Here is a 13,631-nt window from a genome sequence, read left to right as displayed (position 1 = left end):
GCTTCCTCCTAAAAGAAAGCCTTGAATCACGTTCAATCTGATTTGAGAATCCCAAGAGTCCACACGGCCTAGAGCATTTTCGGTTCTGATTGAATCAGAACAGAAGCTCTAGATTCTTGTTTTGACGCGTTTTCTTCACGCGAACCGGTACCCACTTCGCTCGAAAACACTCTAATCAGTTCGATGCCGGCCGATCCGCTCGACGCGCGAGACAACGCCGTCACGCGTGACGGGTCTCGCATGCCGAATTCAGATCGAGCTGGTCGCTATCGAAGCGACATGTGCATTGCGGAGGCAAGGCGGATGCGCGCTGACGCGAACGCCTTGCATCGACGCGATGAAGCTATCTATCTAAGATACGGGCCGAGCCGCGCGGAGACGGAATCGGCCTACGCATTCCCCATCGCGAGCCTCGCAAGCAGGGATGTCAAGCTACTTGGTGCTCAGTGAAATGCCGAGGGCCGATGCTTTCACGGTCACCGCTGCGGGCGACCTCTTGAGAGACTTTGCGATTTTGTCTCGACCACGCTTCTCTTTCGCCATGGTCTTGAGCGTCTTCAGGTCGTCCTTCGACCATAACACCCGCGTGGCTTTCTTTTTCTTCGCCATTACAGCTCCTCTTCAAGAGCCCATGTTTTACGAACCCAGGCTAATCCGGTCAAGGAACATTGACTGCAGGCATTGGAGCAGTTGGATACGGTCGATAAGCACCGTGGTGCGTTGCAGCCACGATCACGAAAAGAACAGCAAATACGATGATGGCACGCATGGTCAGACTCCGCATGAAACCTATCTAACACTCAATGATCTCGGGCATTGTGAACTAGCTCACCAGTTCCAGTGGATCGCAACGTTCATGACGCCTATGCTGCACATGTGCTGGAGGACAGTCGATTAGCGCAACCTAGCTGATGGCTGGAGTGCGGTTGCCGGACTCGTCATCGGTGGTATGCCCCTCGCCTTCGCCGGCAGCATGCTGAGCGTGAAGCCGCGGCCCTACTTCAAGCAAATAAGCCGGACGTCGGGCCCTCCACTCGGCTCCCCCTCCACTCTTGAGCCAAAAGCGATATTCACGAGCATGATCTTTTTCGGAAAACCGGTCTCCACTTTTCCGGATCATGCTCTAACGCATGAAGCACGGGCGACTTGAAAGCAACCGGTTAGATGGAAAACTTCGTATCAATTTCAGGCTGCTCCGGCGGTGGCAAATCGACCCTGCTGGCAGAGCTTCGACAACGTGGTTTCGCTACGGTCGACGAGCCGGGCCGGCGGGTGGTGACCGAGGAACTCAATTGCGGTGGGAGAGCGCTGCCGTGGGTGGATGCGGTTGCCTTTGCCCGGCGCGCGATAGAGGTGTCACTCGCCGATCGGGCCAAGGCTGAAGTCACGGCTGAAGCCGGCGCCCGCTGGATTTTTTTTGATCGAGGCTTGATCGATGCTTGCGCTGCGCTCCAGCACCTGACGGGGGAGCCGGTCCTTCAGAGTCTCGGTCTGGTTCATCGTTACAACAAACGCGTGTTCATCACGCCGCCCTGGCCCGAGATCTACGCGACAGACCGGGCACGACGGCACAGTCTCGCTGAGGCCGTTGCGGAATACGAACGATTGATCAGCGTCTATCCGTCCCTGGGCTACGACATCCGCGTGCTGCCGAAACTGAACGTCGCCGAGCGAGCCGACTGGATTCTAACCTCACTCGAGTGCTGACGCTCCTGTTGAGCCATACGCATCGAGTCCGCCCACCGACACGTGTCCTCTTCCTCGGCCAGCGGGAGCATGCGGCGATGTTCATGATGGCAGCGTGGCCCCGGCTCCGAGCCACTGTTTGACCAGCATGGCCAACGTGCCGTCGGCTGCAAGCGCGGCCTGCGCACCGCTAATTGCATCGCGCAGCGCGATGTCTCCTTTGCGGACACAGATGCCAAGGCGCTCCACAGTGATACCGGTCTCGACGACCCCAAGCCTCGGCCGGCCGCGCACGAGCCAAGCAGTGACAGGTGCGAGTTTCATGAAGGCGTCACAGCCTCCGCTTGTCAGATCGTCGAGCGCTTTCTCGATCTCGTGATAAGCATAGACGCGCACCCGGGCAGCACGTTTCTCCGCAACCAGTTTTTCAGCAACTGGCTGGCTGGTGTTGCCCTGCTGCACCCCGACGACCAGACCTTTGAGATCGGCGATGCCATGTACGTTCGGATTGCGGATGACATCGACGACAAGTGATTGGCCTGAGATCGCATAGGGCCTGCAGAAATCGGCCTTTGCCTCCCGGCCCGGCGTGATGGTGGTGCCAGAGGCGACGCAGTCGTAACTGCCGGCATCCAGACCGGCGAAGATGCCGTTGAAATCGGAGCCCGTGTACGGGACCAGCCGCCATTGGCGGCCGAGCATCCCGGCGATGCGTTGCACCAGCGCGATGTCAAATCCCGCCGGGCCATCGCTCGTCAAGAACTCGAATGGCGGATCGGGAAGCGCTGCCCCCACTCTCAAGGTTGGCACGGCTATGACCTTTGATACGCCAAACTGAGATGCTACAGCCGCCCTACCGAGGACGTTGGGATCCTGCGGCGTCTCAGCGGATTTTCCCGGGGCTTATTGCTTTGAACCCTTGAGGCTATCACAGCCGACTGAACGTTAACAAGGCAGCGCTAATCTGGCAAACTTCGCGACGCAGGCGGAGCGGCTCGCACCCGGCGATAGCTCCGCATTCAGCCATGATAGGCAAACAGCTCGATTGGCTCGCTGAAGCCTCGCACCGGATATTCGCCGACGCGTTCGAGATCGAAATCGCTTTTGACGAAGTCGGCGAACGCGCGGGACAGCAGCACCTTTCTACCCAATTGTTTGGTCAGGGTTTCGAGACGCGAAGCCATGTTAACCGCGGGACCGATGACGGTGAAGTCGAGGCGGGTGCGCGACCCGATATTGCCGTACATGACGTCTCCGACGTGGACGCCGATACCGTAATTCAGCGGCTCACGACCGGTTTCGCCATTCTTTTCGTTCAGGGCAATCACGGCCTGACGGGCTTCGGCCACGGCGCGCAACAGATTTGCGCAGGCCGACGGCTGGCTGAGCGGAAAGATGGCGAGCAGACCGTCGCCGATGAATTTCAGTATTTCCCCGCCATGTCGCGCGATCGGCTCCGACATCGCGTCAAAATAGCCGTTCAGAAGATCGATGACGTCATCGCGCGGCCAGTTATCGGAGATCCTGGTGAAATCACGCAGATCGCAGATCATGATGGCGGCGCGTACCGTCGTCCCGCTGCCGCGCCTGGTGGCGCCGGCCAGAATCAATTCGCCGGCATGCGACCCGACATAGGTTTCGAGCAGCGTTCGCGCCAGCCGGTTCTTGATACGGATTTCGCTGACCAGCGCCAGGATCGGCAACAGTTTTAGCAGGCTGGCGATATGCGCGTCGTCGAAACCTCCGATCCGGTCGGTTGCAAAGGTCACGATATGCCGTTTGCCGAGCGTATGATACAGCGGCCAAGCCACATAGTCGGTCAAGCCTTTGGCCCGCATCTCGTCATAGATGGCATGCTTACGGCCCAGCGAGGCATCGCGTGCGAGGTTTTCGCGCACCTCGGTGGCACCATCGCGAATTTCGTTTGCTGGACTGCCGATGTATTCGGATCGCCCCACGACATCGTAGTCGACTCTCTGAATCTCGGCCTCGCGCATTCCATCGACCCACATCATCCGGGCGCCGAGCCATTGAGGATGGTGGATCAGGATGTGAAGCGACGCCCGCTTGACAGGAATGCCCGCTCGCTGAAGGCGAATACACATCTCGGCGAAAATATTGTCGATGAAGCGCTCATCGCGCGTGTCGTTGGTCAGCCAGTGCACAACGTCGTTGTCGGAATACACGGTGCCGGGATCGATGTTTGGCGGCGGGTTCATAGCTTGTTCCTCGGTGGTGACCTGGATCGACGGTACAGGATATGTCGTATCCCCGCCCGACGGCGTCAACGAAGCCCGCCGCAATTTGCTTGCGCGCGTCGGGTTGTTGGGGGGTTGCCGCCTGCCCGGCGCGGGAGGCCGCAGGGGTAGCGCCCACCGCCGGTTCTGACCCCCGTAGCGGACCGCTGCCGATCCGGAAGCAACGGCGCGAAAGCCGCTCAAGCTTCGTGCAGGATTGACCGCAAGCGCGCCGCCAATTCTGACATGCGGAACGGTTTGTCGATAATCGGAAATTCGCCTACCGCCTGATGTCGGTCCAGCGCGTCGCCCGCATAGCCCGAGGCAAGCAGGATCTTGATGCCTTTGTTCAGTTTCCTCGCTTCGCGGGCAACCTCAATGCCGTTGATCCCGTTTGGCATCACGATGTCGCTCAGCAGGAGGTCAAATTCCTCGCTCCGGAGCAGCCGAAGCGCTTCCGTGCCATTGCGAGCGCAACGAACCTGATAGCCCGACCTGGTCAGCATCGCCGACGTGAGGTCCAGAAGATCGTCGTTGTCCTCGACAACCAGGACTCGTTCCGAACCGGCCGGAAACGCTTGGGATCGGACGTCGTCCAGTTCGACGGAAGGCGTTTGCGTGGCTCTCGGCAAGTAGAGAGAAACAGTGGTCCCCTTTCCCAATGCGCTTTCGACGGCAATGTGCCCCCCGGACTGACGGACAAAGCCGTAGACCATGCTAAGGCCGAGCCCGCTACCCTTGCCGACCTCCTTCGTTGTGAAGAATGGCTCGAACACCCGGTTCCGCACCTCGGGAGGCATTCCAGAACCAGTGTCCCTAACGGACAGCCTGACATACGATCCGGGCAAGCACCCCGCCACGGCTCCTTCGCCCACGACGACGTTCTTCATCTCGATGTCGAGCACGCCGCCATTGGGCATGGCGTCGCGCGCGTTCAGCGCCAGGTTGAGGAGAGCGGTCTCCAGCCGCGCCGGGTCGACATGGCACAGCCACAATCCTTCACTGGTCCACACCTTGACCCGGCATGCCTCCCCAACCGCCTTGCGAATGATTCCCTGGAACTCGGAAACAAGCTGGTTTGTGTTGACCGGCCTTGGATTCAATATCTGCCGTCGCGAGAAGGCGAGAAGCTGCGCCGTCAGCTTTGCCCCCCGATCGACAGCACGCCGTGCAGCCGCGGCGAAGTGCCGGATCTTGCCGATATCATCGCCCGCCTCGATGAGTTCGAGGTTCGCGGAGACCACCGTGAGCAGGTTGTTGAAGTCGTGCGCGACGCCGCCGGTGAGCTGACCGACGCTCTCCATCTCCTGGCTCTGATGGAACTGCTCCCTCGCTTCGGACAATTCGTGCTCACGGTGCTTCAGCGCATCGGCCATGGCGTTGAATGCCCTGGCGACCCGTGCGATTTCCGAATTGCCCGGGATGTCCAGACGCCGGCCGAATTCGCCGAGCCGCCATCGGTTCGCAGCGTCAACCAATTGTGCAAACGGGCGCTGGATGAACCGTTGGGCGCCCCACGCCGTCAGGATCAAAACGACCAGGGCGCCCATGAAGATGAACAACACGTCGCGCTGCGTGCGATGTTCGATCTTGGTGAAAGTCTGGGCCTTGCCAAGGCCGTAGCTGACAAGAAGATCTTCCCCCACAGCGGCGAATCCGACAATTCTTCGCACGCCGTCAATGTTGACCATATCCTCTACAGTCCCGTTGGAGAGCGTCGGATCCTTCCCGGCGGGCAGCTTCTTGCCGACGAACAGGGCATTGTCAGGATAGCGAGCGAGACAGATGCCGTTGCGGTCCGTGATGGCAAGCGCGGCTCCCGTGGGAACGCCCTTTTTCGCGATGTAGTCAGCAAGCCAATCGAGGCTGAGAGCCGCTACGACGATGCCGCCCATGCGGTCCTGATCGTCGTAGAATGGCAGCGCAAACTGGAGGACGTTGCGACCGGTGGTTCGGCCGACTGCGAACTCTCCGACCGTGAATTGTCCGGTTTTTACGACGCTGGCGAAGTAGGCACGTCCAGCGGCGGTAGATGGCTTATGCTCTCTGGTTGAGTCGCAGAAGGAGTTGCCATTGATGTCGACCACGATAAAGACGATGAACTCCGGGTATCGTTGCTTGATCCTGGAAAGGTAAGCGTTGCATCCTTGGACGTCCTTCTCCTTTATCGCCGGAAGCTCCGAAAGCGCAGTCATAGCCTGACGAACTCCCAGGACGATCTGCTGCTGCTCAGCGGCGGCGAGCTTGGCGAGCCCCAATACCTCGTCCTGTACTTCAACTTGGCGCGTGCGACGCAGGTCGATTTCATTGTACGCCTGTATCGCGATTGCCGGCAGTATTGCGACTGCCACCAGCGCGAATAAGCGTGATAACAGGCTGCTCATTTCGACCTTTTCCTACGCATGATCGGTGGCATCAGACCGACCGTGCCCAGTCCACCGACAAGCGCCATTGCATGAAGAGTTCTCCGAACTGCAATCGGAAATAACGCCATCAAGCGGTGGCGCTATTCCGAGCCTTCATTGACCAGTTCGTCGCGGAGAAGTGGCACCCACGGCCGTGAAAACAGGTTGGCCCATGTCGATGCCAGGGATGGCAGAGCGACGAGAAGACTGGCGGCGGGTGAGCCTATGGCGGCACGGGTAACATTCAACAGCCTCACGAACCATTGAACCCTACGGCCCAATGCAGCGTCCTCAGACTGGGCGCTCGACATCGCTGGAGTTGGCCCCGCAGGTCCACGGCTCCGCGGGAACGAGGAAGGCCGATCTATCGGTCGGGTTGGCCCTTGGCACGTCAGGGCGATAGAGCGATTCTCATTGAACTGCTGTCCCGCTACCAATCTTCTGCCGTAAAAACTGAACCGGCCGCATTACAGAGCTGTTTCAGTCCGCCGGGAAACGATTGCGATTGTAGGCGAGCGGCCAAAAAATTGGCAAAGAGAAGCCAGGACGTGCAGCAACGAGGAACCCGCTTCCACGCGTATGGAGCAGGGCCTCGGAGAAACGGCTGAGCTGCACAACGAGGCCAGTTCCGATGGGCGCTGGTCGGCGCCCATCGGACGAGTTTGAGGATCGCGCGCCGGTTTTCAGCGCAGGATCTCGCGCAGCACCTCGCCGTCGACGCGGTGGGGCGTGACTCCCAGGATCTGCATGACGGTCGGCGCCACGTCGGTGTTGCGCATGCGGCGGATCGTGGCGTCCTTGCGGATCTGCGGGCCGGCGGCGATGAAGGTCGCGCTCATCACCGGCAGCTCGGGATCGTGGCCATGGGCGCCGTAGAAGTTCGGCATCGACAGCATGGTCGTTGCCGCATTGAACGGCGCATCGCCGAGGCGGGCGACGCCGGGGTTCTGGATGCCGTCGAAGTTGTAGCCCGGGGCCATCAGCGCGAACACATCGCCGAAATCCTGGCCGATGGTCTTGCTGGTGCACTCCCCGGTCCCTTCCTCGCACTGCAGCGGCCGGGTCTCGACCACGGTGAAGATCCGCCCGTCCTTGAGCGAAAAGTTGAACTTCGGGTTGGGATCGGCCGCGTTCTTCACCGCGTCGGTGATCTGCGTTACCAGCGCCTTGTAGGCCGCCAGATCGACGGTGCCGCCCAACTCGCGGTTCTGCAGGTTGACGTAGATGTTGGCCGCCGGACCTGAGGTGCGGATCGCGATCTTGGTGGTGTCGATGCCGGCATTGCGCAGGATGTTGGTCAGGCTGACCGAGGTGTGGAACGGCGCGAAGCCGTGGTCCGACACCACGATGACATTGCTGTCACGGCCCGCCGCATCGGCGATCTGCTTCACCGCCTTGTCGGCCGTCTGATAGGCGAAGCGGATATACGAAGCGTACCGCGCGACCTTGGCCGGATCCTGGTTGGGGCCGATCGAGTTCGGGTCGGTCGGGTTGGTGCCCTGGCGGCGGTCGGTGAGCAGGAACTGATGCTCGGAGCCGTCGGGCTGCTCGATATAGATCATCACCAGGTCGGCGTCGGGATGGTTCCGGATCGCGCGCTCGCCAATGTTCGCCTGGTAGCGCACGAAGGTCTTCACCATGTCCTCGAACATCGTCTCGATCTCGAGGTTGGGGAAGTTGGTGAAGCCCGAGCTCAGCCGCTCCGGAATGCGGAAGTCAGCCTGCGGACGCCAGAACCCGACATTGTTGTTGATGTCGTCGACATCGGCCAGCACCGCCGCGTTGCGCGGGATGAAGTTGGCACCGTAGCGGGCGAAACGCACGACCGAAAGATCGGGCGCCAGCGCCGAGACGAAGTACGCGGCGCCGACCTTGGCCCCGCTGCCTTCGAAGAAGAACGGCGCATTCTCGCCGCCGAGCTTGACGTAGGCCGGTCCGGTCGACGGGGCGTGGAACGGTCCTGCCGTGATGCCGCGGGCCGTGTCGAAGAACACCAGGGTGTCGTAGTTCACCTTGCGGTCATTGGTAGTGTCGAGCGCCGCCACGCGGATCGCATACTTGACGTCGAGCGTCGCCGCATTGGTGCAGGTCGCAGTCGACGCCGAGGAGCACGAGAATGTCTCGACCGGCGCCGAGGTCACCAGCACCGGGCTGAACGAGAAGTGGCCGGCCGCCTGGAGCGCCGTGACAACAGCCGGATCGGACGTGAAGTCCCCCCGGGACAGCGAGAAGCCCTGGGCCCCGATGCCGCCGAATGCCCCGAACGGCACGGTGAAGTCGGTGACGCGGATCGGCTGGGCCGGCTGCACCACCGTGTTGTTGATGGAGATGTCGGCGCCGTCGCCGCCCGGCCACGTCGCGGTGACCACCTTCTTGCCCTGTTGGCGCAACTGCACCCACAGCGGTAACGCTGTCGGGCGCGGCGAAGGCCCGAGCGGGCTCTCGCGATAGCCGCCGATCGGCGCCGCAAATCCGCTGATGCTCGATGAGATCGGCCCGACGATCGCCTGGAAGGTGTTCGACGGGATGTCGTTGTGGACCGCCGTCGAGCCGGTGGCGATTTCGATGTGCGACACCGCGGTGAGCGACGGCGACGCCGTCACGTTCTGCTCCGCCACCGCGCCGCGGCGGCTCAGCCGCGCCAGGCCGCCGTCACGCGGCAGCACGCCCTCGTCGATGAACTGCCGGATGAAATCGGGCTTGGCGCCGTCGAGCGAGATCACCACCACTCGCGGCGACTTACGGCCATGATGGTTCCCGTCCTGATCGCCATCATGATCATGGTCGCGGTTGTCGCCGTGGTCGCGGTTGCCGCCGTCGTTATCGGCGTGCGCCGGCGCGGCAACGCCGGTCAGCGATGCAGCGAGCGACATTGCCAATATCAAGGAGAGAAAACTCTTCAAGTTCATATGGACGCCCCATTTTCGCTGCGCAATCAGCGCGAGTTTTGGTCGGAAACGACGCAGCGATTATCGGGCTTGGCTGACGACGCGCATGTGACGCTTCGGCGACACGTGTAACGTTGCGGCGACAACGCCACCATGATGCTAGCACGAGCGACTCGAGGGCGACCTTCCCGTGATTGACCGCGCAAAATCCTCAGGCGCACGACCGAAGAGCTCAGGATTCCGATCATGCCGGCCTCGTGGGAAGGGCAGTTCCGTCTGCATTCATGCCCCTGCTACTTCGCCGGCGCGCGATGATATCGGTGCAACAAAGCGCGCAATCGACGTCGCCGGAGGGGATGGACGCATGGCGGCTGATGGGAAACAAGCAGGAGTTGCGCGCAGCGACCCGGTTGCCCGCCTCAGCACCTCGCGCAGCCACTGCTGCGGCGCATCGTTCGTATTGCGTTCATGCCAGAGAACGCCAACGTCCGCCAAGTTCGTCTTGTAGGGCAGCTCGTACGTCGATAAGGGATGGATGCGGGCCAATGACCTCGCGAGTGGCCGCGGTACGATCGCGGCGAGCTCGGTATCCTCGAGCAGAGCGTGCAGCGCGAGAAAGTGCGACAGCGAAATCGCGATACGCGGACCTCGCTGCGATCCGGCGAAGGCCTGTTCGAGCGCCGCTCGATCGTACATTTCGGACCGGCGAGCCAACCCACGTTCGGATACGAAGCCGTTCACGAGCCCTTCGTGCTCGCCGTGCAGCGACACCGCGGCGATGGATAGGCCGGACAACGCTTCGAGCGACAGCCTGCCAAGCTTCCGCGAAGAATGGGCGATGAGAACATCGTCATACGCGAACAGCGAGCTCGACCGGAAGCGTGCAGGAACGTCCGGGAAAGTTCCGATTGCGGCGTCGATCAGTCCGAGATCGATCTGCTCGGTCAGGTCGATCCGACAGTCCGGACGGATCACGAGGTCGACAAACGGCGCCTCTTGCGTCAACAAGCGGAGGAGATCAGGCACCATAACCATGGTCACAAAATCGCTCACCGCGATCGTGAACCGCCTGGCCGATCTGCCGGGCTCGAATCTCGGCGGGCCGATCGCCGTTTCCAGTGATTTCCATGCTTCCCGGATCAATGGCGCCATGGCAAGCGCACGCGCAGTCGGCTGCATTCCAGCGGCCGTGCGGACAAACAATTCGTCGCCCAGCATTTCCCGCAACCGAGCGAGAGCGTGACTGACGGCCGACTGACTAAGGCAAATCCTTTGACCCGCGCGTAACACGCTTCGTTCCTCCATGACAGCGTCGAAGACGCGCAAGAGGTTCAGATCAAGCCGGTTGAACTGTGTCGTCATCGCTGGACCACTCAGATGATTGCTTCGGCTTTAGCTCGGCGGATCCAATCTCAGGCGGGGAGGAGAACGAGCAGGATCCGCCTGTTGTCAGAAAGCTGCGCTCCAAGCGCCTCAAAAGTCGAAATCGCTGAGCTCAGGGTGGTCATTGGGCCTGCGTCCCAACTGCCACAGGAACATCCGGTCGGCCTCAGCGATCGGCTGCTCGCTGATACTGGCGATACGCCGGCGTATCAGCCCATCCGGATCGAGCTCCCAGTTCTCGTTTCCATAGGCCCTGAACCAGTTTCCTTCGCTGTCGCAGTATTCATAGGCAGACCGCGCCGCGATCCGATTGTCGGCAAAGGCCCACACTTCATTGATCAGCCGGTACTCGAACTGCTTTGCCCACTTGCGCGCCAAAAACGCCTCGATGGCGGCGCGTCCGGAGAAAAATTCGAGGTGATCTCGCCAGAAGCTGTCGACCGTGTAGTCCAGTGCCACCCGAACGGGCTCGCGGCCATTCCAGCAGTCCTCGATAGCTCGGACCTTCGCTATCGCGGTGTCCCAAGTGAAGGGTGGCAAGGGGAAGCGTGGTGACATGGTCGTTGCTCCGCGGACGACAGGAACGCAGAGTGGAGCAGCACCGGACTGGCTACGAGTTTATTGGTGTAAGAAACTGTAAAACTCACGTCTGGCGATGATGGTGCACCGCAGCATCGTACGTGGCTGGTCCCCGAGAACGAACTACGTCAAGGATATGACGTCAGATCTCCGGCAACGCGAAGCTGACGCTCCGCCTCTTTCAGGTCAGCGGTTTCGAATCCTTCCGTAAATTGTCCGTACACGTCGCCCAGCAGCGATCGTGCTTCGTCCACGCGCCCATGCTCCATCCACAGGCGCGCCAATGCCATCGCGGAACGCAGCTCCCATCCAAGAGCGTGCTGTTGCCTGGCGCAGTCGAGCGAGTCCTTGAGCGATGCCTCCGCCGCCGGCCAGTTCGCTGGTGACGCCGCGAGCAGCACCGTCGCGCGAGCCCGCAGCAAATCGGGCAGTTCGAAGGTTCCGGAGCCGCGCAATGCGTTGGCTACGGCCGCATCGATGATGCTGGTGGCTTCTGCCGAGTTGCCGGTGCGGGCGAGACCTTCGGCCAAGGCGCGCGAATTGGATGGCAAGAGGATGTTTCGCTGCTCGGTTCGCAAGGTGGACAGAGCTTCACGCAGGGTCTTGATGCCAGGCTCTGTATCCCCTCTCTCCAGCATAAGCGCTCCTCGCAAGCCCAGGCCGCCGGCCCTGTACATGGCGAGCGAGTACCTGCCAGCGTAGGTAATGAGTCGTTCTACGAGCTCTTCCGCGATCTGCCGATCTCCCCGCCACAGAAACACTGGCGCGACAAAGACTAGGCAGATGCAAAGCGAGACAGGATGCTCTTTCCTTTCGGCGACCTCGATAGCTCTATATGCAAATTGAGCCGCCTGATCCGGAAGGCCGCAGTCCCACAATGTCCGCGCGTAACCGACAAACGCTCGCACCTGATGATCGTATCCGAAGGAATGCAGCTCGCTCACGCCGGCAGCCGCTGCGTGCTCGAAGCCTCTTTTATAGCTTTGCTGGGCAGCGGCCTGCTCTCCTACCAGATGATAACTCGCGCCAAGCATCCACTCGGCCATCACGACTTCCCGCGGCCGGCCCAATTCCCTGGCTATGGCAGCGTAACGTTGCGCTACCGCCAACGAGCCGCCAGAATCCGCGAGCCGAGCGCGATAAAGATTAAGACCGGCCAGAAATTCCAACTGGTAGTCGGCATCGCCCATGGAATCGGCAAGGCTCAGTCCCCGCTCCAGTGCCGTCCCCACCTCCACGCTGTCACTATGAGCGTGGATCGATGATGTCGCCAATGGCAGTTGGAGCCTCAGTTCGAGCTTTGTTCCGCGATCCTCCTCTGACAGTGCATCTATCGTTTGCAGGCACCACCAGCGACATTCGCTCAGCATCGACATTCCAAGGAACAGGGGCACCGCGCCGGCGCCCAACGCCACACCAACCGACCTGTCGCCTGACGGCGAAAAACTCCACTCGAGTGCGGCTCTGATGTCACCTATCTGTCGCGAGTAAGGCGTTAGATCGCGATCCCGCAGCGTGCTGCCCCGGAGTCCCGCGAGGCGTTCGGCGTAGTAGAGTGCATGTCGTCTTGCAGTTGCGTTCGCTGCCCCCAGCTCCTTCAACCTGACCGCGGCATATGCCCGCGTCGTATCAAGCAGCCGATACCAGCTTGCGTCTCCCGTCAGCGAGACCGAGATCAACGACTTGTCGACCAGGCTTGCGATGGTTGCAAACTGCAGCTCATCGCGGTCCGCTTCTGCCACGACGGCTTGCGCCATTTCCATCGTAAACGCACCGACAAAGACGGATAGCGCGCACAAGATCGCTTTCTCGCGATCCGACAGGAGATCGTAGGTCCAGTCGAGCATGGCCTGCAGCGTCTGGTGCCGTGGCACACTGCGCCGCCCCTGCCAAAGCAGCATCAAGCGGTCGCCGATCAGCTCTGCCAGTCCGCCGATGCCGTAAGTGCTCGCCCTGCTGGCCGTCAGCTCGATCGCCAGCGGCATCCCGTCAAGCTGGCGACAAATATCGGCGACGATGGGCGCGTCCTCGTCGGTGAGCTCGTCCCGATATCCGCCGGCGGCGGCCCGGTCCATGAAGAGCCGTACAGCAGGAGAGGCCAGTGCCTTGGCCGCGGTCAGCGCCGTCCCGCTCGTTGGACTGTCGAGAGAGCGAAGCGGATGAACGTTCTCGCCTTCAACGCGGAGGGATTCGCGGCTGGTCGCGATGATGTGGATGAGCGGCGCTTGGCGGAACACGCCCTCCGCCAGGATGGCGACAGCCTCAATCACATGCTCGCAGCTATCGAGAACCAATAGAAGGCGCTTGTCGGCAAGAAATGCGAGCAGCCGCGATAGCGAGTCCTGCGTATGCGCGAGGCATCCAACCGCTGAAGCGACGGGGAGTGTCAGAAGTTTTGTGTAAGAGCGCCTCTGTGAGAGGTTTGCGGGGTCAGCGGACTGACCCCATGGGGT

General features: G+C 61.2%; 9 protein-coding genes. 1 reads left to right on the top strand and 8 read right to left on the bottom strand.

What is annotated here, in order from left to right; translation table 11 throughout:
• Positions 1-432 precede the first annotated feature (432 nt).
• The gene (locus tag AAFX91_RS30815; protein WP_165421322.1) at positions 433-609 is read right to left on the bottom strand and encodes a hypothetical protein; all 177 of its coding nucleotides are present in this window, start codon (positions 607-609) and stop codon (positions 433-435) included.
• Positions 610-1,164: 555 nt separating this feature from the next.
• Between AAFX91_RS30815 and AAFX91_RS30810 the strand changes: the two genes are divergently transcribed.
• Positions 1,165-1,707: an AAA family ATPase gene (locus AAFX91_RS30810; protein WP_394569115.1), complete on the top strand. Its 543-nt coding sequence runs from the start codon at positions 1,165-1,167 to the stop codon at positions 1,705-1,707.
• Between the two features lie 81 nt (positions 1,708-1,788).
• Here AAFX91_RS30810 and AAFX91_RS30805 read toward each other — a convergent pair whose 3' ends face one another.
• The 7 genes from AAFX91_RS30805 to AAFX91_RS30775 form a co-directional block, all read right to left on the bottom strand.
• Complete coding sequence (locus tag AAFX91_RS30805) at positions 1,789-2,481, bottom strand: ABC transporter substrate-binding protein (protein ID WP_130581276.1); 693 nt, start codon at positions 2,479-2,481, stop codon at positions 1,789-1,791.
• Positions 2,482-2,705: 224 nt separating this feature from the next.
• The gene (locus tag AAFX91_RS30800) at positions 2,706-3,905 is read right to left on the bottom strand and encodes an adenylate/guanylate cyclase domain-containing protein (RefSeq protein WP_282531101.1); all 1,200 of its coding nucleotides are present in this window, start codon (positions 3,903-3,905) and stop codon (positions 2,706-2,708) included.
• Positions 3,906-4,123: 218 nt separating this feature from the next.
• Positions 4,124-6,307 carry an ATP-binding protein gene (locus tag AAFX91_RS30795; protein ID WP_394569114.1) on the bottom strand — a complete coding sequence of 728 codons (2,184 nt, stop codon included), beginning with the start codon at positions 6,305-6,307 and terminating at the stop codon, positions 4,124-4,126.
• Positions 6,308-7,011: 704 nt separating this feature from the next.
• Entirely contained in the window at positions 7,012-9,237 is a 2,226-nt protein-coding gene (locus tag AAFX91_RS30790; RefSeq protein ID WP_394569113.1) for an alkaline phosphatase family protein, read from the bottom strand.
• A gap of 261 nt (positions 9,238-9,498) precedes the next feature.
• The gene (locus AAFX91_RS30785) at positions 9,499-10,578 is read right to left on the bottom strand and encodes a LysR family transcriptional regulator (protein WP_394569112.1); all 1,080 of its coding nucleotides are present in this window, start codon (positions 10,576-10,578) and stop codon (positions 9,499-9,501) included.
• A 111-nt stretch (positions 10,579-10,689) separates the two neighbouring features.
• A complete protein-coding gene (locus AAFX91_RS30780; protein WP_394569111.1) occupies positions 10,690-11,157 on the bottom strand; it encodes a DUF1348 family protein in 468 nt (155 codons plus the stop codon).
• Positions 11,158-11,306: 149 nt separating this feature from the next.
• Complete coding sequence (locus AAFX91_RS30775) at positions 11,307-13,472, bottom strand: ATP-binding protein (protein WP_394569110.1); 2,166 nt, start codon at positions 13,470-13,472, stop codon at positions 11,307-11,309.
• Between the last annotated feature and the right edge of the window lie 159 nt (positions 13,473-13,631).

This window comes from Bradyrhizobium sp. 31Argb (genome assembly GCF_043638955.1).
Taxonomy (GTDB): Bacteria; Pseudomonadota; Alphaproteobacteria; order Rhizobiales; family Xanthobacteraceae; genus Bradyrhizobium.
The sequence above is the reverse complement of the archived record's forward strand: the minus strand, read 5'-3'. Positions and strand labels throughout refer to the sequence as shown.